The following is a 23,003-nucleotide window of genomic DNA, read 5'->3' on the forward strand; positions in this document are numbered from 1 at the left end:
CTGTGGCCCGGGCTCGGGCCCGCACCCACGCCGCCACCCTGGGCCGCCCCGGCGTCCTCGGTGTCGTGCTGCGGGCCCTGTTCGCGGTCCTGGCCTTCGTGCTGGGCCGCTCGTGGATGCTCGTGCAGGCCACGTTCGCGTGGGCGGGTCGCCACCTGCTTCTGTCTGTGTTCGGGCTCGTGGTCGCAGGCCTGCTGTGGCTGGGGCTGGAAGCCTCGGGCTGGCCGAACTCGACCCTGACGGGACCTGCGATCGTGTGGGCGCTCTTCTGGTCTCCCGGCCTGCTGTTCGGCCTGTGGGCCGCCGCCGCTCCGGCCGCATACCGGCGTTCGCGGCTGCGGGTCTGGTACGTGCGCCGCTGGCTCACCGGTACCCCCGCCCGATGGGGCCGCAAGGGCTCCGAGGCCGTGGGCACGGCTGCCGGGCTCGGTGTGCGTCAACCCGACGGCGGAGTCCTCGTGCCCGGTATCAAGGTGCGGTTCGCTCCCGGTGCGGCCGTGCTGCGCCTGAACGTCGTGGTTGGGCAGACGGTCGACGACATCGTTCGTGCCGCCTCGCGGATCGCCACGGCCTACGGCGCGCACGGTCACGAGCTACGCCCCGTGAAGCCTGGCGTGGTCGATCTGGTGCTGTTCCTCATCGCGCGCCTTGCCCCGCGTACGGCGGTGATGCCGGCCGAATTCTCGGGCGCGGCTCCGGTGGGCGTCGTTCCGGCAGGCATGCGCCGTGACGGGCGGCGGCTGGACCTGGTGGTGCGCGGCCGACACACCCTCGTCGTCGGCGCGACCGGCGCCGGGAAGGGCTCGGTCCTCTGGTCGGTCGCGGGCAACCTGGCCCCGGCCGTGCATGCGGGGTATGTGCGGCTGTGGGGCGTGGACCTGAAACAGGGCATCGAGGTCGAGACGGGCCGTGCCTTGTTCGGGCAGGTCGCCTACACCGCCGAACAGGCCGTGACCGTGCTGGGAACCCTGGTGCGGATCATGAACGAGCGCGGGGCTCTCATGCGTGGTGTCTCGCGAAACCATGACGCGACCCCCGATGCCCCGCTGCACGTGCTCGTGATCGACGAGTTGGCCGACCTGATGGCCTACTCCGAGTTCGAGCACAAGCGCGAGGCCGAACGCCTCTTGTCCAAGCTGCTCACCCAGGGCCGGGCCCTCGGCGTCGTCGTCCTCGGGTGTGTGCAGAACCCCCGGCAGGAAGCGTTGGGCGGCACCCGGGGTCTGTGGCCGCAGAAGATCGCCCTGCGCCTGGACTCAGAGGTCGAAACCGACATGGTGCTGGGCACCGCCGCACCCCTGGCACCGGCCCATGACATCCCGGCCGACATCCAGCCCGGCGGTGTCTCGGCTACGGCGGGGACGGCCTACCTCGTGACCGAGGACGGCACCCCGACCCTGTGCCGGTTCGACTACTGGCCCGACCGGCTCATCCGCGCCGTCGCGGGCCGCTACCCCGCACCCGCCTACACCGACACCCCCGCCCCGGCCCCGGTGGCGGATGCGGCCTCGGCCTGGCTCGCCGCCGGCGGACATCTGCCCGTCCCCGACGCTGCGACCAACCCCGGCCCGACCGACAACGGCCCGGCCAACGACAACCCCGTCAACGACGCCGCTGCCTCGACGACGGAGACCCCCAAGCGCAAGCGCTCGGCACGCAAGTCCACCCGCAACCGCCGCCCGGCCGACGCCACCACCCAGGCCGCCGACACGGCCACGACCGAACAGGAGACAAGCTCATGACCCGCCCTCCCGCCGGGCCCGTCGCCCGGATCGCGGCCGACTCCCGGCCCGTCCTCGTCTTCACCGTCGCCCTGACCGTCGCGGTCGCCCTGGCCTCGTTCGCCCTGTCGTTCGCCTCCCTACGGGATGCCGCGACCTGGGGCCGCGTCCCCGAAGCGCTGGCGTTCCTCGTGCCGGTCGTGATCGACGCCTCGGTCCTCGTCTACGGGCTGGTCGCGCTCGTGCTGCGGGCACGCGGACGCTCCTCAGCCTGGGCCTGGCTCCTGATGTTCGGATTCACCGTGGTCAGCGTCGGCGCGAACGCCGCCCACGCCTACGACGTCGGTCCCGAGGTCCGCGCCCTCGTCGGCGTCGTCCTGGTCGCCCTCGCGCCCCTGTCGGTACTGACGTCCACTCACGCGCTGGCCTCCCTCGTGGTCGCCGACGCACCCGGCGCGGGCCTCGCCGCTGAGCCGGTCACTACTCCTGAGCCGGTCTCGGTCCGTGCCGCTGAGGTCGTCCCGGCTGCCGAGCCGGAGCCCGTGCCCGCGATCGCCACGCCTGCCGAACAATCCGCCCCGGCCGAGACGAGGCCTGAGCCGGTCCCGGCTCCTACGCCTGTCCCTGCGCCGGTGGTGCGTCGTGCGCCTCGCGTGGGCCGCGCCGCCCCGCTTGCCCAGGCGACCCTGCCGGGCCTGGACTTCGAGCCTGCGGCGGTGACCTCATGACCGCCCCCACCCTGCTCCTGGCGGGACCGCTGCCCGACTGGATGGCCGACGGCGCATGCACGTCCGGTCCGGCCCGGCTGCTGCCCTGGATCGAAGAACCCGGCATCGCCTCGCCCCTCCAGATCGCCGCCATGGCGCGCGTGTGCGCTGGCTGCCCGGTCCGGCTGGCCTGCGGGGTCGAAGCACGGGCCATGACGTCCGGGTTCTGGGCAGGCAGCCAGCGCGGCACCGCCGAGCTTGACAACGACACCGCGGCCGCCGCCCTGGACGGCGTGGCGGTGCAGGACACCCTGGGCCTAGACCTGGTGGGGGCCGCGTGAGCGTCCTCGACGTCCCCGAGGCGGGCGGGTCGGGGTTCCCCGGGTTCGGGCCAGACGCGCCTTTGGACCTGGGGAACCTCACCGACGCCGAAGTCGGCTCCCTCATCGGTCGACTCCGCAACCGCACCACCGGGGCCTTCGCCGACGTGGCGGCCTCGGTCGGTTACTGCTCCCACCCGGTCCGACTCGCGGGCTCCTCGATGACCATCGACCGCGCCACCGGTGAGGTGCTGTCCGAGTACCGGTCCACGGATGCGCCGTTGGGCGAGCTGTACCGGGCGTGCGGCAACCGGCGTGCCGATGTCTGCCCGGCCTGCTCGCGCGTGTATGCCCGGGACACGTTCGAGATGATCCGCGCCGGAGCCGTCGGCGGCAAGACCGTCCCCACCACCGTGACGGCGAACCCACTGGTGTTCGCCACCCTCACCGCCCCCAGCGTCGGACACGTCCACGGCATCCGGACCACGTCCGACGGTTCACCGGCGCCCTGTCTGCCCCGAGGACGGGCCAAGCGCTGCCGCCACGGCCGACCCGTCTCGTGCTGGCGCAAACACACCCCCGACGATGTGCACCTGGGGGAGCCGTTGTGCTTCGACTGCTACGACTGGAACACCGCCGTCATCTGGCAGTGGTGGGCCCCGGAACTGTGGCGACGCTTCACCATCACCCTGCGGCGCCACCTGGCGTCCGTGCTCGGCGTCCCCGAATCGAAGCTGCGCGACCACGCCTCGTTCGAGTTCGCCAAGGTCGCCGAATTCCAAGCACGCGGCCTCGTGCACTTCCACGCCCTCATCCGCCTCGACGGACCCAACACCGCCCCCATCGGCGCACGCCTGACCGAGGCCGGGAACCCCGCGCCCTTGGACGGGGAAGCGCTCAAAGCCGCCGTCGAACACGCCATCGCCGCGGTGTCGTTCGAGGCTCCTCCGGTCGACGGTGCAGACGTGCCGCGCCTGCTGTCCTTCGGAGAACAGCAGAAAGTGCGGACCGTGCGCACTGGCCTACCGGACACCAACGACGACGGCGGGAAGCTGAGCCCCGAGCAGGTGGCCGGCTACCTGGCGAAGTACTCCACCAAGTCCACCGGCGTCGACCCCGCCGCACCACGCCCCCACCTGGCCCGCATGGCACAAACCTCCCGGTACCTGGCCGAACGGGCAGCCACCGCCTGCCGCACCCTGGACGGCCCGGACCCGGACGACGACGAGGGCTGCTGGTGCGGCACGTGCGCCGACTCGCCCTACCGGCTGCTGGCGAAATGGGCGCGCATGCTCGGCTTCCGGGGCCACTTCTCGTCCAAGTCCCGCGCCTACTCGGTCACGCTCGGCAAGCTGCGCACCGCCCGCGCTCGTTACGCCCGCCTCAAGGCTGATGCCGACCGCCGCGGCGTGCCCCTGGACGTGGCAGATCTCGAACGGCGGCTCCTGGCCGACGAGGACGACGAGACCACCCTCGTGGTCGGCGAATGGACCTTCCGCGCCGCCGGATGGGGCTCACCCGGAGACAAGATCCTCGCCGACGCCGCAGCCGCACGCGCCCGCGAATACGCCCAATGGCAGGCCGATCAGCGCAAGCAGAACACGACGACGGCGTGACAGACACACGCGGAAGGGGATGTAGCGATGGATGAGTATCTGACGACTGAGGAAGTCGCGGCGTGGTTGAAGGTCGCGCCCTCGACGGTGTGCCGGTGGCGGCTGGCGGGCCGGGGACCTCGGGTGACGTGGCTGTCGGAGTCGCTGCCGCGCTACCGGCGTGAGCACGTCGCGCAGTGGCTGGAAGCGGTGGCGGCGTGAGCATCCGCAAGACACCCGGTGGCCGGTTCCGGGCCCAGCTCAAGAACGGTCGGCAGTTCGTGGGCTCGCGCACCTTCGACACGAAGAAGGAGGCGTCGGCCTGGCTCAAGCGGGAGAAAGCCGCCCTCGACGGTGGGATCGACCCGCGGGCGGGCAAGGAGCGCGTGAGCCTGGTCGTTGAGCGGTGGCTGAAGGTCCGTGAGTCGACCGTCGCGCCGACGACGTACAGGGGTGACCGCAACATGGTGCGACTCCTGCCCACCAGCATGAAGAACGTGCACCTGTCGGCCATCTCGGAGCGTGAGGTCGCGCGCTCGTTCGAGACGCTGTTGGCCAAAGGGCTCGCTGATGGCTCGGTGGTGCGCTACCGGGCGAGCCTGTCGGCGTTCTTCGCCTGGTGCGTGCGCGAGAAGCTGATCGCGTCCAACCCGGTCACGGGGGTCAAGGTGCCCAAGGGTTCCGATGAGGTCGCTGAAATGGATCCGTTCAGTGAGTACGAGCTGGAGGCGGCCTACCTCACGTGGAAGATGAAGGACGAGCGCCTGGCGGACATCCTGTTGGTGATGGGGTGGACGGGTCTGCGCTGGGGCGAGGTGCGTGCGATGCAGGTCGCGAACTTCGTGGAGGTGCCGACTCCGGGTCTGATGGTGCGGCGCAGCCAGCCGGAAGGGTTCGCGGTGAAGTCGACCAAGGGGCGGTCTGTACGGCGCGTGCCGCTGGCCGATCGCGTGCTGTCGATCGTGCGGAGCTTCGCGGAGGGCAAGGCTCCGGGTGACCTGTTGTTCACGACCCGAGGTGGTGGCCAGCTCTGGCGCACTCACACCGTGCGGGAACTCCAGTGGAAGAAGACGGGTCGGGGTCGTCGTCTGCACGATCTGCGCCACACTGCGGCGTGCCTGTGGCTGTCTCGCGGGGTGGAGCCGGGGACCGTACAGGCGTGGTGCGGGCACGAGTCGATTGCGACGACGAACCGCTACCTGCACTTCCTCGGGACCGATGCGGACAAGGCGGGTCTGAACAAGCTGAATGACGGCCTGGGGAGCGCGGGGGGTGCGCGAGATGCGCGTGACGGTGCCTGAGACGCGAAAAACCCCGACCGACCGGCGGGATGTGATCCCTGGTCGTGCGGGGTTTTCCGTCGTTGAGCCGCCTGACAGAATCGAACTGTCGACCTGTTCATTACGAGTGAACCGCTCTACCGACTGAGCTAAGGCGGCGTTGCTTCCGGGTGGTGGACCACCTGGCAGCGGCCCCAACAGTACCTGACGTCGGGCCGAGTCACCAAAGCGAATCGGATGTGATCTGCGTCGTCCGGTCCATGACGGGCGATCTGCCTCGCGGACCCGCCGCGGGCAAGGGTCGCGCCCGCCGTGGCCGTCGTCGTCGGCTCGGTCAGCAGGTCAGTTCACCGTCGGGGACGGTGCCGTCCACGAGGTAGTCCTCCACGGCTCCGTTGACGCACTCGTTGGAGCGGCCGTAGGCGGTGTGGCCCTCACCCTCGTACGTGACGAGAAAGCCGGAGTCGAGCGTGCGCGCCAACGCCTCGGACCAGCGGTACGGCGTCGCGGGGTCGTTGGTCGTGCCGATCACCATGATCGGCGCCGCCCCCTTCGCGTGGATGTCGAACTCCTGCTCGGCGGGCGGGTACGGCCAGTCCGCGCAGTCGACGCCGGAGAAGCCGAACGACTCACCGAGCGTCGGGGCGTCCTCCACGATCTCCGCGGCGAGGTTCCGCATCTCCTCGAGGTCCTCGGTGGCACGGCCGTCCGCACAGTTGATGGCACGGAACGCTTCCTCGCTGTTGGAGTTGAAGCTGCCGTCAGGGTTCCGGTCGTTGTAGTTGTCGGCGAGCAGCAGGAGGGTGTCACCCCTGCTCTCCCAGAAGATCTCCTGCAGGGCCGTGGTCAGGTACGACCAGTTGGCCTCGTTGTACAGCGGCATGGCGACGCCGTAGAACGCGAGCTTCTTGGTCACCGCGCGGCCGGAAGACGTCGATATGGGGTGTGCCGCCGCGTCGTTCACCATGGCCCGGATCTGCTGCAGGCCCACGTCGACGGACCCTCCGAGGGGACACTCCGACCCGGCGAGGCAGTCCTCGACGTACGCGCGCAGGGCGTTCTCGAAGCCGACGGCCTGCTCCGCCGCCACCTCGTCGGGGCTGAGGGTGATGTCGATGGCGCCGTCGAGGACGAGCCGGCCCGTGTTACCGGGGAACAGCCCGGCGTAGGTGGCGCCCAGTTGCGTGCCGTAGGAGTAGCCGAGATAGTTCAGCTTCTCGTCGCCCAGCACGGCGCGCAGCATGTCCATGTCGCGCGCCGCGCTCTGCGTGTCGACGTTGCCGAGCAGTTCGCCCGTGTTGTCCGCACAGGCTTGGCCCCACTCGCGGACGGCGGCGATCTGCTGGGCGATGCCCTCGTCGGTGTCCGGGTAGTCAGTGGTGAGGAACTCGTCCTTCGCCTCGTCGTCCACGCACGTCACAGGCGTGGACTCGCCGACGCCACGCGGATCGAACCCGACGATGTCGAACTCCGCGCGCAGGCGGAAACCGAAGTTGCTGGTCTGCTCCACGAGCCCGATGCCGGACGCCCCCGGACCGCCGGGGTTGACGAGCAGTGACCCCTGCGGCTCGTCCGTGGTGGCAGGCAGTTTCTTCATCGCGATCTCGATGCTGCCGGCACCTGCGTCGTCCCAGTCGAGCGGGGCGTCCACGGTGGCGCACTGGAAGCCGCTGCAGTCGTTCCATTCGACTGCCTGCGTGTAGAAGTCCTCGAACCCGTCGGGTGCGCCCGACGCGGCGGCGAGGTTTCCGCCTGCCCCGTTCCCGGACTTTCCGACGTCTTCGAGCGCCACCTGGTTCTTGGGCGGCACCGCGCACGCCGCGAGCAGCAGGACGGGCACGAGCAGGCAGGCGACGACGGCCGCGGGGCGTCGGGCTGGGCGGATCACCTGGACAACCTATCGAAAATCGCGACCGGGACCGGTCCGCGCCGGGCAGGATTCACCGCACCCTCACGACGTTTCCGTCGGCATCCCGCTCCAGCCGGATGCCGGCCCCGTCACGCGACGACCTGGACCTCAGTTCGCGACCCACGCGATCGGTCCGGGATCGCCGTCCTTCTCCCGCGCGGGAAGGTCCAGCGTGCCCTTGTCACCGAGGCGTACCGTCACCGCGGCACCGTCCTCGACGCCGTCCGGCATCCGCACGACGCTCGTGGTGGGCACCCAGTCCATCGTGCACATGCCGTCCCGCCGTGGCAGGAGGCCCACGACGACCTGGCCGTCCTGTTCCGTGGCGGTCTGTTCGGCGATGATCGGGCAGGAGCTGGAGTCGTTCGTGACCACGTAGATCAGGCCCGGTTCGGGTGACCAGGCCGCTCCCGCGGGCGACGACGTGCTGCCCTCCACCCCCTCCGGCAGTCCCGTGCCGGTGGCGCCGGCCGTCAGCGGGTCGATCTCGGTCGCCGAGTTCTTCGGCCTGAGGTTGCGTGCTCCGTCGTCGTCCATGTCGCTCTCCTCGTCGCCGGTGCCGGGGGTGTCCGACGGCGTGCTCCCGGCCGTGCTCTCGTCCGTCACGGGTGTGCTCGCGCCGGAACCGCCCGTCGTGTCGGCCCCGGCACAGCCGGCCAGTACCGCGCACGCCAGTACCGCTGCGGCCAGGCCGGCGAACCGCATGCCACGGGTGCCCGTCGTCCTCGTCATGTCGCGATCCTTCCTCACCGGCGGATGTGGTGGGTGACGCTCCGGCCCACACTCCGGAGCGTCACCCACCCCGCACATGTCGTCCGACCCGGCAGGCTTGCACCCGGACCGGAAGTCGATGCGGTAGGACCGGTCAGGCGAGGCGCGGGGCTCGCCGCGCAGGTCTCTGCGGCCGGTACCCCGTCACCCGGCGTCGATCCACGACGGCGGGCCCGGTTCGCCGTCGGCCGGCCGGGGCCGGAGGTCGACCTTGCCCAGCCCGTCGATCCGGAGCGACACGACCGCACCGTGGTCCTTCCCCTCGGGCGCCGCGACCACGGTGGTCGTCGGCACCCAGTCCGTCGTGCACACGACACCGGACTCCGGCTCGGGGAGCGTGACGTCGATGTCGGCCACGTCGCCGTCCGCGGCGAGTCCGGAACCCGCCATGCTGTTGGTCGCCACCGGCTGAGCGATCCGGGGACAGCTGCTGGACCCGAGCGTCACGACGTACAGCAGGCCGGGCACGGGTGTCCACGCCCCCCCGGCGGTCGTCCCGGTGGCGTCGTCGAACGGGACGCCGGGAGGTAGGCCGAGCCGGCTCCGGCCCGGTTCGAGAACGAAGAAGTCGTCGGGCGACAGGGTGCCCTCGCCGGCCCATGGGGCGGCTTCGGGCGGCGTGCCTTCTCCGTGCGCACCGGAGGCCGGGTCCGTGCCGCTCACGACGCCTGGCGGTCCGGCGGCCGGGCCGGCCGCCGCTCCGGCGGGAGCCGCGGCACCGGCGGTCAGCAGGGCGAGTGCGATACCCGCCCCCACCGCCGTCACGCCGCGCGGCGAGCACTGGCGAACTGCATCCTTCATGGCGTCAACCCCCTGGGTCTCGGGTCGGGCGCGCCACATCGGGTGATGGGCGCCCGCTACGCCCAGGATGTGCACACTGCGGTGCGCGCGGCAGCGACAGTGCGTTCGGTTGCGTTGCCTCTTCCTCGGAGCGGGGCCGGCCCGGTCGTCGCCGGCCCGCGGCCGACGCCCGCGAACAGTGCGCCCGGGAACAGTCCGGGGCGGGCGGTCCGCAGGGGCGATCCGGCCGCGGCCGGATGGATCAGCCGAACCGGAGCTTCGCCGGGGTCACCTCGGGCGCCACCTTCGCGAGGAAGCGGCGACGCAGGTCGGAGAAACCGTTGCGGTCGTCGAAGAAGTCCCGCGCCATCTCCGCCAGCTCGACGGTCTGGTGGTACGAGAGCGGCTTGGACCGGGCGCGCCGCTCCGCGCTCTGCGCGAGCATCGTGGCGAGCGTGGCCGGCTCGGCGTACCCGCGGGCGGTCTCGGCGAGCCAGGCATCGAAGGCCGCCATGTCCCGCGGACCGACGCCGGAGAGCATGCCGATCCGGTCCGCCTCGGCGGCCGAGATCGGCAGCTTGCGGTGCAGCAGCGTGTCGGCACGCTGCTCGCCGACCCGCTGCGGCAGGGCCCACGAGTGCAGCTCCGAACCGTAGATTCCCATGTCGTAGTACGGGTTGAGGACCACGCCGTCGCGCGCGACGGTGACATCCGTGCAGAGCCCCGCCATCACGCCACCGGCCCCGGCGTTCGCCGTGAAGGCGGTCATGGTGAGCTGGTCGGCGTTGGCCAGCACGAGGCACAGCTCGTCGATCGCCCAGATGTTCTCCCAGGCCTCGGCGGCAGGGTCCGGTGCCGCGTCGATCACGCCGAGATGGATGCCGTTGGAGAACGTGTGCTCGGTGCCGCGCACCACGAGCACCCGGGTGTCCTCGGTGAGCGCCTTCTCGACGGCACCGGTGAACCGCCGGCACTGCTCGGCGTACATCGCCCCGTTGTAGGAGCGGAGCGTGAGGTAGCCGACGTGCTCGTCCCGGACGTACGAGGTCTCGGCGAGTGCGTCGGGAATCTTGAGGTAGGGGGTCCGGCTGGCGTCGATCACCCGTGCGGCGGGCAGCTTGGTACCGCGACGCTCGGTGAGCACGGCGGCATAGCCGACCCAGAGCGTGCCCGTCCCGCAGGCGATGGCCACGGCGTCCACGTTGTGCCCGACGACGGTTCCGGGTGCCGCGCCCGTCTCGGTGTCGGAGGCGACGGCGTCGAACAGGCACACCCGGCGCCCCTGCACGTCGGCCGGGGCCCCGGGGGCGCTGTCCGCCGCGGCGACGCGGCGGGCGAGTTCCTCGGCCGGTTCGGCCCAGTCGAGCTCGAAGTCCTTGCGGCGCAGCAGCGGGCGCTCGCCGGTGTCGGCGACGACCCGCAGGCACTGGTCCGCATCGATCGGCAGGTCACCGCTGCCGGCCTTGCGCAGCACCTCGTCCACGCACGCCATCGCGGCGTCGGCCACACGGCTGTTGTACAGGGCCGCCTTGGAGGTCGGCGCGGCCGGCATGTCGAACACGTTCGACGCCCAGACGGGACCCGCGTCCATCTCCTCGACGGCGGAGAGTGCCGTGACGCCCCACTGCGGACGCCCGTCGAGGATCGCGTGGTCGAGCGACGAGGGCCCGCGGTCCCCTACCGGGCCGGGGTGCACGATCACGGTCGGGTACCTGCGCCAGACCTGTTCGGGCACGCGGTGCTTCAGGAACGGGCACAGGATCAGGTCCGGCGCCGCGGCCTCCACGGCGGCGACGAGTTCCCGCGGCTTGTCGAACGTTCCGGCCAGCTCGAGGCCGACGTCGTGCCCGTGCTCCCGGAGGTGGCACCACACACGTTGGGTCAAGCCGTTGAATGCTGAGACGAGCAGCAGGATCCGCATCGCGACGGGGCTCCTTCAGTTGTGGGTTCTGGCCTCGGGGGGTGCCGAGCCGTGAGCCTAGCGAGCGATGCTCATTCCGGACAACACGGGACGTTGATGGCGACCCGATCACCCCTGTGGCCGCAGCGCGATCGTCATCGCCTCGCACGCGAGCAGCGGTGCGACGTTGCCGTCGAGACGCTGGCGCGCCACGGCGATCGCGTCCATGCGCCGGATCGTCTGCTCCGGCGTGGAGTCCCGGGCGAGGTCGCGGACCATCCCCGCGTGCTCGGCGTTGACCGGGTCGACGTCGGCGCCGAGCTGAAGCACCAGCACATCGCGGTAGAGGGAGAGCAGGTCCAGCATGGCGCGGTCCAGCACGTCCCGTTGCCGGCGCGTGGCGCGGCGCTTCTGGCTCTCCTCGAGCTGCTTCACCTGGGAGCGCAGCTTGGGCGGCAGCGGTTCGCCGTCGGCCACGCCGAGGGCACGCAGCAGTTCCGCCTTCTCGGCGGCGTCCCGCTCCTCCGTCGCGGCGGCTGCCTCCTGCTTGGCGACATCGACCAGTTCGCCGGCGGCCAGCACGGCGTCCCCGACCCCTCGGATCCGGCGTGCGATGCCGAGCACCGCCGCGCGACGCTCCCGGGCGCCGGCGTCGCGGGCCAGGCGCCGGGCCATGCCGACGTGGCTCTGCGCAGCCCGTGCGGCCGTGAGCGCGACGGCCGGATCCACGCCGTCACGCCGGACCAGCAGGTCCGCCACGGCATCGGCCGGCGGGACCCGCAGCACCACGGCTCGGCAGCGGGAGCGGATCGTGGGCAGCACGTCCTGGACGGACGGCGCGCACAACACCCAGACCGTATGGGGCGGCGGCTCCTCGATCGACTTGAGCAGGAGGTTCGTGGTCCGTTCGGCCATCCTGTCGGCGTCCTCGACGATGATCACGCGCCACCGCCCGAGGGTGGGCGTGCGAGCGGCCGTGCCGACCAGGTCCCGGACCTCGTCGATCGTGATGACGACCTTGTCGGTCGCCAGCAGGGTGACATCCGGGTGCGTGCCCGCGAGCGCCGTCGTGCACGCGTGGCACGAGCCGCAGCCGCCCTGGGGGCACTGCAGTGCCGCGGCGAACGCCCGGGCGGCGACGGAGCGTCCGGAACCGGGCGGTCCCGTGAGCAGCCAGGCGTGCGTCATGGCCTCGGCACGGGTCACCGAGCCCTGCAGCATGGAGACGGCCGATTCCTGGCCCACCACCTCGTCCCAGACGCTCATGCCCGCTCGCCCTCCCACGTCTGCGTGCTCTCCGCCCCGGTCGCGGCCGGGTTGTGTTCCGTGGCGCCGTCACCGGTGCCCTCCTGGTGCGAGGCGTGCTCCTCGCCGCTGCTCGGGAGGGGAGCGGCGGCCTCCGTCACCGCCTCGGTCACCACCGGGGTCAGCCCGAGCCGGGCCGCGACGTCCACCCGGATCTGTGCCTGGATGTCCTCGACCGGCCGGGCCGCGTCGACGACGATCCAGCGCTCCGGGTCCGTTCCGGCACGGCGCAGGTACGCCTCACGGGTTCGGCGGTGGAACTCGTCGCCCGCGCGTTCCAGGCGGTCCGGCGCCTCCCCGGTGGCGGCGCGACGTTCCGCGGCGACGGCGGGGTCGAGATCGAGCAGCACCGTGGCGTCCGGGAGCAGCCCGTCCGTGGCCCACAGCGACAAGCGCTCCACCTCCTCCTCGCCGAGCGTACGGCCGCCCGCCTGATAGGCCACCGACGAGTCGAGGTAACGGTCCGTGATCACCACCGCGCCTCGCCCGAGGGCGGGCCGGATCAGCGAGTCGACGTGGTGCGCGCGGTCGGTCGCGTACAGGAGCGCCTCCGCGCGCGGACCCATGTCCCCACCGTGCAGCACCGCGGCCCGCAGCTCCTTGCCGAGGTCGGTGCCCCCGGGCTCGCGGGTGAGCAGTACCTCACGGCCGGTCAGCTCGGCCAGCCAGTCACCGAGGAGGCGTGCCTGCGTCGACTTCCCGACGCCGTCGCCGCCCTCGAAGGAGATGAAGAATCCCGGTGTGCTCACGCCCGCCACAGTAGCCGGGCAGTGAGACATCGACGACGGGACGAGCCCGAGGCCGCCGCCGCGTCGAACTACGGCGCCTCGCCGGAGCCCGCTACTTCTTGGCCGTCGACGTGCTCGTGGACTTCTTGGCCGCGGGCTTCTTGGCGGTCGACTTCGCCGCCGGCTTCTTGGCCGTGGACTTCCGCGTGGTCTTCTTCTTCGGCCCCTGCGCCCGCTTCTCCTCGAGCAGCTGGATCGCGCGGTCGGGCGTGATCGAGTCCGGTGTGAGGTCGCGGGGCAGCGTCCGGTTCGTCTCGCCGTCGGTCACGTACGGCCCGAACCGGCCGTCCTTCACGACGATCGGCTTCTTGCTGGTGGGGTCCTCGCCCAGTTCCCGCAACGGGGGAGCGGCGGCCGCACGGCCACGGCGCTTGGGCTGCTTGTACAGCTCGAGGGCCTCCTCCAGCGTGACGGTGAACAGCGACTCCTCGGTGGGGAGCGAACGCGAGTCCGTCCCCTTCTTGAGGTAGGGCCCGTAGCGACCGTTCTGCGCGGTGATCTCCGTACCGCTCTCCGGGTCGGTACCCACCACTCGCGGCAGCGACAGCAGCCGCAACGCGTCGTCGAGCGTGACGGTGTCCAGCGCCATGTCCTTGAACAGGGAGGCCGTCCTCGGTTTCGGCAGCTTCGCGAGCGCACGCTTCCGCGCCGCCGCGGACAGGTCCGGGTCGAGGTCGGGCTCCGGCAGTTGCTCGGTGACGTACGGACCGAAGCGCCCGTTCCTCGCCACGATCGGGTGGCCGGAGGCGGGATCGGCGCCGAGCACACGACCGTCGTCGGCCCCCGCGGCGAAGAGTTCACGCGCCTTCTCGACGGTGAGTTCGTCCGGCGCGATGTCGTCCGGGATGCGGGGGCGCACCGGCTTCTCGCCGTCGGGCACCTCGGCCCGGGTGTCCTCCAGGTAAGGCCCGTACCGACCCACGCGCACGCGGATCCCCTCGCCGATCTCCACGGAGTTGATCGCCGCCGCGTCGATCTCCCCGAGGTGCTCGACCAGGTCTCGCAGGCCGCCGCCGTGCGCGTCGACGCCGATGGCGTCCGACGTGCCGCCGGCGTCGTCGACGCCGGGGGCGTCCTCCCCGAAGTAGAACTCCCGCAGCCACGCCACCCGGTGGCGGTCGCCGGCGGCGATCTCGTCGAGGTCGGCCTCCATGGCCGCCGTGAAGTCGTAGTCGACGAGCCGCACGAAGTGCCGTTCGAGCAGCCGGACCACGGCGAACGCACGCCAGGTCGGCACGAGCGCCTGACCACGGCTTCGCACGTACTCGCGGTCCTGGATCGTCGAGATGATCGCCGCGTACGTGGACGGCCGCCCGATACCGCGCTCCTCCAGCGCCTTGACGAGCGACGCCTCGGTGTATCGCGCGGGAGGCGACGTCGTGTGGCCGTCGGCGGCGAGATCGCGCCCGGTGAGCGCGTCGCCCTCGGCCATCCGCGGCAGGCGCGTCTCCTTGTCGTTCCTGCCCGACGACGTCGTGTCCCCGCCCTCCGCGTCCGGGTCCAGGTCGCGGGACTCCTCGTAGGCGGCGAGGAACCCACGGAACGTGATCACCGTGCCCGACGCGGAGAACACCGCCTCGCTGCCCCCGTGCGCCGGAGCGGAGGCCGCCACGTGCGCCCCCAGGCGCACGGTCGCCGTCGAGCCCTTGGCGTCCGCCATCTGCGACGCCACCGTGCGCTTCCAGATCAGCTCGTACAGCCGGAACTGGTCACCCGCGAGCTCGCCGGCCACCTGCGCGGGCGTGCGGAACGAGTCGCCGGCGGGCCGGATGGCCTCGTGCGCCTCCTGGGCTCCCTTGCTCTTCGACTGGTACAGCCGTGGCGGCCCGGGCACGTACTCCGCGCCGTACAGCTCGGCCGCCTGACGGCGTGCGGCGTCGGTGGCCTCCTTCGACAGCGACGGGCTGTCGGTACGCATGTAGGTGATGTAGCCGTTCTCGTACAACGCCTGCGCGGTGCGCATGGTCTGCCGGGAACTCATGCGCAGCTTGCGGCCCGCCTCCTGCTGCAGGGTGGACGTGGTGAACGGCGCCGCGGGGCGGCGCGTGTACGGCTTCGTCTCAAGGCTCTTGACCTGGAAGTCCGCGCCGTCGAGCCCGCTGACGACGGCCGTCGCCGCTGCCTCGTCCAGTGCCACCACGCCGGTGCGCACCTTGAGGCGCCCGCGGTCGTCGAAGTCGCGGCCCGTGGCGACCCGGTCCCCGCCGACCTGGGCGAGCCTGGCACGGAAGGCGGGCTGATCGGCGTCGTCCACCACCGCGAACGTCCCCGTGACGTCCCAGTAGTCGGCGGACACGAACGCCATGCGCTCCCGCTCCCGCTCGACGACCAGCCGCGTCGCGACGGACTGCACGCGTCCCGCGGACGTTCCCTTGCCGACCTTGCGCCACAGCACGGGCGACACCTCGTACCCGTAGAGGCGGTCGAGGATGCGCCGCGTCTCCTGCGCGTCGACCAGGTCCTGGTCGAGCTCGCGCGTGTTCTCCAGCGCCCGCATGATCGCCTCGCGGGTGATCTCGTGGAACACCATCCGCTTGACCGGCACCTTCGGCTTCAGCTCCTGGATCAGGTGCCAGGCGATCGCCTCGCCCTCGCGGTCCTCGTCCGTGGCGAGGTAGAGCTCGTCGGCCTCCTTGAGCGCCCGCTTGAGCTCGGTGACCTTCTTCTTCTTGTCCGTGTGGACCACGTAGTAGGGGTCGAACCCGTTGTCGACGTCGACGGCGAACTTCCCGTACGGGCCCTTCTTCATCTCGGGAGGCAGGTCGCTCGGCTGCGGGAGGTCGCGGATGTGCCCCACACTGGCCTCGACCTCGAAGTCGTCGCCGAGATAGCCCTGGATCTTCCGCGCCTTCGTGGGCGACTCGACGATCACGAGCTTGCGTGGCTGGGGCATCCGTTCCTGCTTCCTGGGGCATCGGGGTGGGCGAGTTCACGGGGCCGGGTCACCACGTCCGCGTGCGACACCGGAAAAACTCACGGTACGCCACGAGTCGCGACCAGACACTATCGACGAGACCAGTGTCACGCACCGCCCGGCGCAGCCACAGCACCGACACAGGCTCGCCTCAGCGATCCCTCATCGACGGGCGCAGACTGAACTCATGACCGCGACCGCGCACCGGAACACGCCGGGCGCCGGCACCACCCCGGCCCCCGGCACCCCGCATCTGACCCGCCCCGACGGCTCACCCCTGCGCGTCCTCGTGGTCGACGACGAGCCCAACATCGCCGAACTGCTCGCCGCCACCCTGCGCTACGAGGGCTGGGACGTCTCCACCGCCGGGACGGCGAACGCGGCGACCGCCGCCGTCCGCGAGGACGCGCCCGACCTGCTGATACTCGACGTCATGCTGCCGGACTCCGACGGGGTGTCACTGCTCGGACGCCTCCGCGCGAGCGGGCACGACATGCCGGTCCTGTTCCTCACGGCGAAGGACGCGGTCGAGGACCGGATCGCCGGCCTCACCGCGGGCGGCGACGACTACGTCACCAAGCCGTTCAGCCTGGAAGAGGTGGTGGCCCGGCTGCGCGGCCTGCTGCGACGCGCCGGCGCGTCACCGATCCGCCCCGGGGCCGCCGTCGTCGTGGGCGATCTCGTCCTGGACGAGGAGTCGCGCGACGTCACACGGGACGGGACCGAGATCCACCTCACCGCGACCGAGTTCGAGCTGCTGCGCTACCTCATGCGCAACGCCCGCAAGGTGCTGTCCAAGGCCCAGATCCTCGACCACGTGTGGAACTACGACTTCGGCGGACGCGCCAACATCGTCGAGCTGTACATCTCCTACCTCCGGCGCAAGGTGGACAAAGGCCGCGAACCGATGATCCACACCCTCCGCGGAGTCGGCTACGTCCTCAAGCCCGCCCCCGGAAGCACCCCGGCCGACATCCCGTGACCCCCCTCGCTCCCACCCTCCGCACCCACCTGGTGGCGATGCTCCTGCTCGTGCTGCTCACGTTCACGCTCGTCGTCGGCACCGCCTCCACCCTCGCACTGCGCTCCCAGCTCACCGACCAGCTCGACGCCGAACTCGTCGAAGCCTCCCAGCGGGCCGCCTCCCCACCCGCGCAGATGCTCCGCGCCAGAATGCTCGGCGCGCCCCCGGACACCGCACCGGGATCCACCGGCGACACGGCGCCGCTGCTCTACGCCCCGTGGCTCGGCCAGAGTGCCGGCACCCTCATGCTCGTCTACGACGGCGGCACCGTCTCCCGTGCCGGATACCTCACCGGCGAAGGGTTCACCTCACTGACCCAGGAGCAGATCACCGCCCTGGAAACCGTTCCCACCGACGACCGGCCCCACGCCGTGACCGTCCCCGACCTCGGCGCCTACCGCGCCGTCGCCACCACGACCGCCGACGGCGAACCCTCCGTCGTCGCCATGCCCGCCAGCGACGTCGCCGACGCGCTGGCACGCTACGTCGCCGTCGAGATCGTGATCGGCGTGGGCGGCATGGCCGTCGCCGCGGCCGCCGGAACCTGGCTCGTGCGACGATCACTACGCCCGCTCGACACCGTGGCCGCCGCCGCGGTGAACGCCTCCGACCTCGAACTCGCACGCGGCGAGGTCGGCACCATCCCCCGCGTCCCCACCGCCCACACCGACGAGCGGACCGAGGTGGGCAAGGTCGGCGCCGCCCTGAACCGCCTGCTGGGACACGTGGAGCGCGCACTGACGGCGCGACACGACTCCGAGTCGCAGGTCCGGCAGTTCGTCGCCGACGCGTCCCACGAGCTCCGTACGCCCCTCGCCTCCGTGCGCGGGTACGCGGAACTCGCGCGACGCCCGGGATCCGACGTCGACCACGCACTGACCAGGATCCACGCGGAGTCCGTCCGCATGGGCGGGCTCGTGGACGACCTCCTGCTCCTCGCCAGGCTGGACGCGGGGCGCCCCCTGGAACGGGCACCCGTGGACCTCGTGGCGCTCGCGGCGGACGCGGTCGCCGACGCGCACGCCGCCGGCCCGGGACACGTGTGGGAGCTGGACCTGGACACCGCTGCCTCCCAGGTCCCGGCACCGGGCGCCGGGGACGGCACTGCCCACCACGCGGCCACCGACGGGCCGGAGGCCGACGGCATCCCGCCCGAGGCGGTGGTCGTCGGGGACGAGGCACGGCTGCGGCAGGTCTTCGCGAACCTGCTGGGCAACGCGCGCATGCACACCCCGGAAGGAACACGCGTGGTGGTGTCGGTCGGTACGGAACCACCGGTACCGCTCGCGCCGGAAACCGGGGCGGCGGGAGGGGTGGCCGGCCGGGTGGCCGGCCCCGCGAGTGCCGTGGTCCGGGTGTCGGACGACGGTCCGGGAATTCCCGCGGAACTGCGCGGGACGCTGTTCCAGCGGTTCACGCGCGGCGACCGGGCCCGGGGCCGCGGAGAAGGCTCGACGGGCCTCGGACTGGCGATCGTCGCGGCCGTCGTCGCGGCTCACGACGGCACGGTCGCGGTCGTCGGACGACCCGGCGGAGCAGGAACGGCGATCGAGGTCAGGATCCCTGCGGCGGGACCGGCGCGGTAGGCGACGGGACCGGCAGGCGACGGGACCGGCCGCCGGGAGGGCGGTTCTCGTGGAACCCCGCTCCCGGCGGCCGGCTGATCGGCGACGAGGCCCGGCGTCAGGCGGTGTGGGTGTGGTGCGACGCCGGGCCGGCCGGGTCACGGAGCGTTGTAGCCGCCCGTGTAGGAGCCGGAGCCGGAGTACGCGTCGACGACCCAGCGGTAGTAGCCGGACGAGCCCGAGTAGGTCACGGTCTCGTCGGGCGCCGGCGTGATGCCCTGTGCGACGGTGCTCCAGCTGCTGCCGTTCCACCGCTGCAGGTACAGGTCGAAGTCCGCGCCGCTCGGTCCGTCGAGGCAGCCCGCGTGCGAGCCCGCGCCCGAGTAGAAGTAGCCGCCGCTCGGGTGCGCGTAGGCCGATCCGGACGAGGCCGAGCCGGAGAACGACGACTCGTAGTCGGAGCAGTCGTCACCCGGCTGCGGGTCGCCGCCGCCACCACCGTTGGTGATGAGGGAGACCCCGGCCGCGGACAGCGCCTCACCCACCGGCTGGAAGTAGGTGGTACCGCCGGAGGAGCAGTTGCCGGAGCCGCCCGAGGTCATGCCCTGCGCGAGCGTGCCGGCGAGCAGCGAGCCGCCCGAGTCGCCCGGTTCGGCGCAGACGTTCGTGCGGATCAGGCCGTACACGGACCCCTGCGCGTAGGTCACCGTGGCGTTCAGCGCCTGGATGGTGCCGCAGTGCCAGCCGGTCGTCGAACCGGAGCGGCACACGGACGTGCCGACGCCGGCCTGGGAGTAGCCCGAGACGTTGACGCGTCCGCCGGAGTAGTTGTTGACCCCGCCGATCAGCGTGTTGCCCGAGTTCACCTGGACGTAGGCGTAGTCGTTGCCCGGGAAGCTCGACGTGCGGAAGGTGCCCGACGGCGAGCTCGTCGTCGCCCCGACCCGTCCGCAGTGACCGGCGGTGACGAAGCCGCCCGTCGCGGAGAAGCCGACGGAGCAGCGCGAGGAGCCGATGTAGTAGGCGTTGCCGCCGACGACGTCGATGAGCGTGCGCGGCTGCTCGTCGGTGACCCGGTAGCTGACGGCGCCGGCCGGGATGCCAGCCTTCCGGATCGCCTTGGCCGCCTTGGCCTTGGCGCCACGGTGCACGTCGACGACGACCTGGTTGCTCTCGACGTCCACGTAGAACGACGGCACGCCCTTCGTGTCCGCGAGCACGTCGTCCAGTTCGGCCTTCCAGCCGTCCAGGGCCTCCAGCGAGTGGTCGACGACGACGGCTTCCGCGCCGGTCTTCTCGACCTCTGCCACCTCGGCGGCGTCGGTCACGGCGACGGTGAGCGCCTCGGCGCCGTCGAGCCACGACCCGGCGTACTCGTCGGCCAGGTTCTTGGCCAGGCGGTCGGCGGTGATGTTGGCGTCGGCCTGGAACTCCATGAGCTCGACGGCCTCGGCGGCCTCGAGCCCCAGGTCGCGCTCCATTGCGCGCAGGAGCCCGGGCTCGTACTTGTCGATGACGTCGGACTCGGGTGCGGGTACCGGTGAGGCGTTTGCGACGGCGGCGGTCCAGAAGCCGCCGACGAGCGTCGTGGCAGCGGTGGCTGCGACGAGCGCCCTGGTGCGTGTTCGTCTCATGTCCAGCTACTCCTTGTGTGGGTTGGTGGGCGATTTTCACCCAAAAATCACACTAGAGGCTGAACGAACTCATGCCCAGATAGCACTCGGGTCATACACAGACTTTATGGAACATCCACCGGCGACCGGACGTGCGACGGGGCCTGGCCTCGAGGGCGGGCCGGACCCCGTCGCGTGCTGCCGGGGTCCGGCCTCTCAGAGGAACGGCCGCCGGCGCGTCGTCAGTACGTCAGCAACGAGACTCCGGCGGCCGACAACGCCTCACCGACCGGCTGGAAGAAGGTCCGGCCACCGGAGGAGCAGTTCCCGGAGCCGCCGGACGTCATGCCCTGGGCGGAGTTGCCCGCGAGCAGCGAGCCGCCCGAGTCACCCGGCTCCGCGCAGACGTTCGTCTGGATCAGCCCGTACACGGAGCCCTGCGAGTAGTTCACCGTGGCGTTGAGCGCCTCGATCGTCCCGCAGTGCCAGCCGGTCGTGGACCCGGAACGGCACACCGTGGAGCCGACGGGGGCGACCGAGTGCCCCGTCACGGCGTAGGTGTTGCCGTCGTAGCCGTTGACGCCGGGAACCAGGTTGTTGCCCGAGCCCACGGCGACGTACGCGTAGTCGTTGCCCGGAAAGCTCGAGACCCGGAACTGCCCCGAGGGCTGGGACGTCGTCGCACCGGTGCTCCCGCAGTGCCCCGCGGTGACGAAGCCGCCGGTCACGGAGAAGCCGACGGAGCACCGCGAGCCGCTGCCGATGTAGTAGGCGTTACCGCCCACGACGTCGATGAGCGGCCGTGGCTCCGCGTCGGTGACCTCGTAGGTGACGGCGTCGGCCGGGATCCCGGCCCGCTCGACGAGTGCCGCAGCCTCGGCGCGCGCGTCCTCGCGCACGCCGATCACGATGCTGTTGGCCTCGACGTCCACGAAGTACGACGGCACACCGTCGGCGCCTGCGAGCGCGTCGTCCAGCTCGGCGGTCCAGGCGTCGAGCGCGTCGAGGGAGTGCTCGACGACGACGGCCTCCGCCCCGGCCTTCTCGACCGCGGCCACGTCCGCGGCGTCGGTGACGGCGACCGTGAGGTCTGCGGAGTCACCGACCCAGGACCCCGCGAAGCTCTCGTCCAGCGAGGCGGTGAGGCGCTCGGAGGTCGTGGTGAGGTGCGCCTCGGCCTGGAGGAGCTCGACCGCCTCGTCGGTCCCCAGGCCGAGGTCGCGCTCGAGCGCGTCGAGCATGCCGGGGGCGTACGCCGACGCGGCGGCGGAGTCCTGCCCGGGCGCAGCCGTCGCGGTGCCCGCGGTCCAGGCGCCCCCGACAGCCGTCAGTGCGGCGGTGGCCGCGACGAGCGCGCGTGTGTGTGTTCGTCTCATCTCACGTGACTCCTTGGATGGGGGATGGGTTTGATTTTTCACCCGCGCCCTCACCGTAGGGCGGGTCGTCCCCCACGCACAGATAGCACCCAGGTCATACACGACCGGTATGCCCACGCCGTTTTCCTCCGGCGCGGACAGGGTTCGCCCTGTTCGGGCCTCCTGTACCCGCCCGCGATCCAGGTATCCTCGCCAATCATGGCGACACGGCGTAAACGCTCGCGAAGCGGTCGGTCCGGCGCACGTGCCGGCGGCCCGCCCACCAGCAATGCCCTGGAGTGGGCCGAGCGTCTCGCGAGGGGCGAGGAGGCACCGCAGCCGACCGCGTTGGAGTGGGCGGAAAGTCTCGCGACAGCACAGACCACGGACTCGGCCGGACCGTCAGGTCCGTGGGCGGCTCCCCGGGAGGCCACGAAGAGCCCCGGTTCTCCGTTCGGCCGCACGGGGGCGGATCACGGGCGCGGCCATACGGACACGAGCGCGGCGTCCGGACCACCCGAGGCCACCGGAGCCGCGGACGTTCCCACGCCTTTCGGCGCCTCGGCCTCCGGCGCGCCCGACGGATCGGCCACGAGCGACTCGGCCCCGGACGACGCCGGAACGCCCGGCTGGGAGTCGGTCGCGTCCGAACGTCCGGCCCGCCGCAGCCGCCGCGGCCGTGTCGGCAAGGTCGCGGAGGCCCCGGGCTCGCAGCCCGCTCCGGCGGACACGGGCACGGACCCCTCCGCCGAGGAGTCGGCGCGACCGCCCCGGAGCCGCCGGTCGGCGCGTGCCGAGGAGGAACCCGCCGGCCGCACCGCACGCCGGTCCCGCTCGGGAAGGCCCGGGCCGAAGGGCGACGTCGTCCCGGCCGGCGACGCTCCCGGCAAGCGATCCGGCGGGCCCGGCTCGCGACCCCGTGGCCGCACCGCGTCTTCCGCGCCGACGCGGCCGTCCAGGGCAAGGATCCGTCGCATCCTGGCCACGGGACTGCCGAAGGCGGCCGACAGACCCACGGTGCTGATCGTGGCGGCCGTCGTGGCCGTCGTGCTGGGGCTGGGCGCCGGGTGGGCCACCAACTACTTCGGCTCCGGGAAGAACCTCGCCGCCGCCACACCGCAGCAGTGCGCGGCGGCGCAGACCGCCTGGACCAAGGCAGCCAACGCGCAGACCGGGATCTCGGAGAGCGAGCCCGCCTCCGTCCGTTCCGGCTTCATCGAAGCGCGCGACGCCATGGCTTCGGTGGACGACGTGCCGGCAGGCATCGCCGAGGACTGGGAGGCAGCCCACGCGTTCTACACGACGGTCGCCGACGCCCTCGAGGCCGAGAAGGCGGGCGACGCCGAGGGGATCGCCGAAGCGGCCCAGGTCGCGTCGACGAAGGTCGACACCGACGACATGATCGCCACGAGCAAGCGGATCACGCGGTACGTGAACGCGGACTGCAACGCCTGAC

At 71.9% G+C, this 23,003-nt stretch carries 18 protein-coding genes and 1 tRNA gene; 9 read left to right on the forward strand and 10 right to left on the reverse strand.

The features are described from left to right. The 6 genes from J0911_RS11105 to J0911_RS21110 all read left to right on the forward strand — a co-directional run. On the forward strand, positions 1-1,742 hold a 1,742-nt coding region (locus tag J0911_RS11105), incomplete at its 5' end, for an FtsK/SpoIIIE domain-containing protein (protein ID WP_207275530.1). Continuing rightward, positions 1,739-2,449: a DUF2637 domain-containing protein gene (locus J0911_RS11110; protein ID WP_207275531.1), complete on the forward strand. Its 711-nt coding sequence runs from the start codon at positions 1,739-1,741 to the stop codon at positions 2,447-2,449. The genes J0911_RS11105 and J0911_RS11110, both read left to right, overlap by 4 nt. Beyond that, positions 2,446-2,769, forward strand: a complete 324-nt coding sequence (locus J0911_RS11115; RefSeq protein ID WP_207275532.1) for a WhiB family transcriptional regulator — start codon at positions 2,446-2,448, stop codon at positions 2,767-2,769. Before J0911_RS11110 ends, J0911_RS11115 begins: the two co-directional genes overlap by 4 nt. Further along, the gene (locus tag J0911_RS11120) at positions 2,766-4,364 is read left to right on the forward strand and encodes a replication initiator (RefSeq protein WP_207275533.1); all 1,599 of its coding nucleotides are present in this window, start codon (positions 2,766-2,768) and stop codon (positions 4,362-4,364) included. The genes J0911_RS11115 and J0911_RS11120 overlap by 4 nt, the downstream gene beginning before the upstream one ends. A gap of 27 nt (positions 4,365-4,391) precedes the next feature. Then, positions 4,392-4,565: a helix-turn-helix transcriptional regulator gene (locus J0911_RS11125; RefSeq protein WP_207275534.1), complete on the forward strand. Its 174-nt coding sequence runs from the start codon at positions 4,392-4,394 to the stop codon at positions 4,563-4,565. Next, positions 4,562-5,644, forward strand: coding sequence for a tyrosine-type recombinase/integrase (locus J0911_RS21110; protein ID WP_207275535.1), 1,083 nt, complete (start codon positions 4,562-4,564; stop codon positions 5,642-5,644). Before J0911_RS11125 ends, J0911_RS21110 begins: the two co-directional genes overlap by 4 nt. A gap of 65 nt (positions 5,645-5,709) precedes the next feature. Here J0911_RS21110 and J0911_RS11135 read toward each other — a convergent pair. The 8 genes from J0911_RS11135 to topA form a co-directional block, all read right to left on the reverse strand. Further along, positions 5,710-5,782 (reverse strand) — tRNA-Thr (locus tag J0911_RS11135). 175 nt (positions 5,783-5,957) lie between these two features. After that, the gene (locus J0911_RS11140) at positions 5,958-7,511 is read right to left on the reverse strand and encodes an alpha/beta hydrolase (RefSeq protein ID WP_207275536.1); all 1,554 of its coding nucleotides are present in this window, start codon (positions 7,509-7,511) and stop codon (positions 5,958-5,960) included. A 129-nt stretch (positions 7,512-7,640) separates the two neighbouring features. Then, positions 7,641-8,264: a hypothetical protein gene (locus J0911_RS11145; RefSeq protein WP_207275537.1), complete on the reverse strand. Its 624-nt coding sequence runs from the start codon at positions 8,262-8,264 to the stop codon at positions 7,641-7,643. A 183-nt stretch (positions 8,265-8,447) separates the two neighbouring features. Further along, positions 8,448-9,104 carry a hypothetical protein gene (locus J0911_RS11150; RefSeq protein WP_207275538.1) on the reverse strand — a complete coding sequence of 219 codons (657 nt, stop codon included), beginning with the start codon at positions 9,102-9,104 and terminating at the stop codon, positions 8,448-8,450. A gap of 241 nt (positions 9,105-9,345) precedes the next feature. After that, on the reverse strand, positions 9,346-10,968 hold the full coding sequence (locus tag J0911_RS11155; RefSeq protein WP_242636609.1) for an enoyl-CoA hydratase-related protein: 1,623 nt from the start codon (positions 10,966-10,968) through the stop codon (positions 9,346-9,348). A 144-nt stretch (positions 10,969-11,112) separates the two neighbouring features. Next, the gene (locus J0911_RS11160) at positions 11,113-12,249 is read right to left on the reverse strand and encodes a DNA polymerase III subunit delta' (RefSeq protein ID WP_207275540.1); all 1,137 of its coding nucleotides are present in this window, start codon (positions 12,247-12,249) and stop codon (positions 11,113-11,115) included. Continuing rightward, positions 12,246-13,067 (reverse strand): dTMP kinase, encoded by an 822-nt coding sequence (gene tmk / locus J0911_RS11165; protein WP_207275541.1) that lies wholly within the window; start codon positions 13,065-13,067, stop codon positions 12,246-12,248. The genes J0911_RS11160 and tmk overlap by 4 nt, the downstream gene beginning before the upstream one ends. A 61-nt stretch (positions 13,068-13,128) precedes the next feature. After that, complete coding sequence (gene topA / locus J0911_RS11170; protein ID WP_207275542.1) at positions 13,129-15,969, reverse strand: type I DNA topoisomerase; 2,841 nt, start codon at positions 15,967-15,969, stop codon at positions 13,129-13,131. 208 nt (positions 15,970-16,177) lie between these two features. Here topA and J0911_RS11175 point away from each other — a divergent pair, with 208 nt between their 5' ends. Both J0911_RS11175 and J0911_RS11180 read left to right on the forward strand, forming a co-directional pair. Next, positions 16,178-16,972: a response regulator transcription factor gene (locus J0911_RS11175; RefSeq protein WP_278186794.1), complete on the forward strand. Its 795-nt coding sequence runs from the start codon at positions 16,178-16,180 to the stop codon at positions 16,970-16,972. After that, the gene (locus J0911_RS11180) at positions 16,969-18,600 is read left to right on the forward strand and encodes a sensor histidine kinase (RefSeq protein WP_207275543.1); all 1,632 of its coding nucleotides are present in this window, start codon (positions 16,969-16,971) and stop codon (positions 18,598-18,600) included. The genes J0911_RS11175 and J0911_RS11180 overlap by 4 nt, the downstream gene beginning before the upstream one ends. A 137-nt stretch (positions 18,601-18,737) precedes the next feature. Here the strand turns inward: J0911_RS11180 and J0911_RS11185 are convergent, their stop codons facing one another. Next, positions 18,738-20,213, reverse strand: coding sequence for a S1 family peptidase (locus J0911_RS11185; RefSeq protein WP_207275544.1), 1,476 nt, complete (start codon positions 20,211-20,213; stop codon positions 18,738-18,740). Between the two features lie 221 nt (positions 20,214-20,434). After that, positions 20,435-21,568 (reverse strand): S1 family peptidase, encoded by a 1,134-nt coding sequence (locus tag J0911_RS11190; RefSeq protein WP_207275545.1) that lies wholly within the window; start codon positions 21,566-21,568, stop codon positions 20,435-20,437. 1,005 nt (positions 21,569-22,573) lie between these two features. Between J0911_RS11190 and J0911_RS11195 the strand changes: the two genes are divergently transcribed. Further along, positions 22,574-23,002: a hypothetical protein gene (locus J0911_RS11195; RefSeq protein WP_207275546.1), complete on the forward strand. Its 429-nt coding sequence runs from the start codon at positions 22,574-22,576 to the stop codon at positions 23,000-23,002. The last annotated feature ends 1 nt before the right edge of the window (position 23,003 follow it).

It is taken from the genome of Myceligenerans salitolerans, from assembly GCF_017349295.1.
Classification (GTDB): Bacteria; Actinomycetota; Actinomycetes; order Actinomycetales; family Cellulomonadaceae; genus Myceligenerans; species Myceligenerans salitolerans.

Coding starts and splice junctions, on each gene's coding strand:
- J0911_RS11145 (WP_207275537.1), bottom strand. CDS start 8,264: ATGACGAGGACGACGGGCACCCGTGGCATGCGGTTCGCCGGCCTGGCC.
- J0911_RS11185 (WP_207275544.1), bottom strand. CDS start 20,213: ATGAGACGAACACGCACCAGGGCGCTCGTCGCAGCCACCGCTGCCACG.
- J0911_RS11150 (WP_207275538.1), bottom strand. CDS start 9,104: ATGAAGGATGCAGTTCGCCAGTGCTCGCCGCGCGGCGTGACGGCGGTG.
- topA (WP_207275542.1), bottom strand. CDS start 15,969: ATGCCCCAGCCACGCAAGCTCGTGATCGTCGAGTCGCCCACGAAGGCG.
- J0911_RS11125 (WP_207275534.1), top strand. CDS start 4,392: ATGGATGAGTATCTGACGACTGAGGAAGTCGCGGCGTGGTTGAAGGTC.
- J0911_RS11175 (WP_278186794.1), top strand. CDS start 16,178: ATGACCGCGACCGCGCACCGGAACACGCCGGGCGCCGGCACCACCCCG.
- J0911_RS11115 (WP_207275532.1), top strand. CDS start 2,446: ATGACCGCCCCCACCCTGCTCCTGGCGGGACCGCTGCCCGACTGGATG.
- J0911_RS11160 (WP_207275540.1), bottom strand. CDS start 12,249: ATGAGCGTCTGGGACGAGGTGGTGGGCCAGGAATCGGCCGTCTCCATG.
- J0911_RS11190 (WP_207275545.1), bottom strand. CDS start 21,568: ATGAGACGAACACACACACGCGCGCTCGTCGCGGCCACCGCCGCACTG.
- J0911_RS11110 (WP_207275531.1), top strand. CDS start 1,739: ATGACCCGCCCTCCCGCCGGGCCCGTCGCCCGGATCGCGGCCGACTCC.
- tmk (WP_207275541.1), bottom strand. CDS start 13,067: ATGTCTCACTGCCCGGCTACTGTGGCGGGCGTGAGCACACCGGGATTC.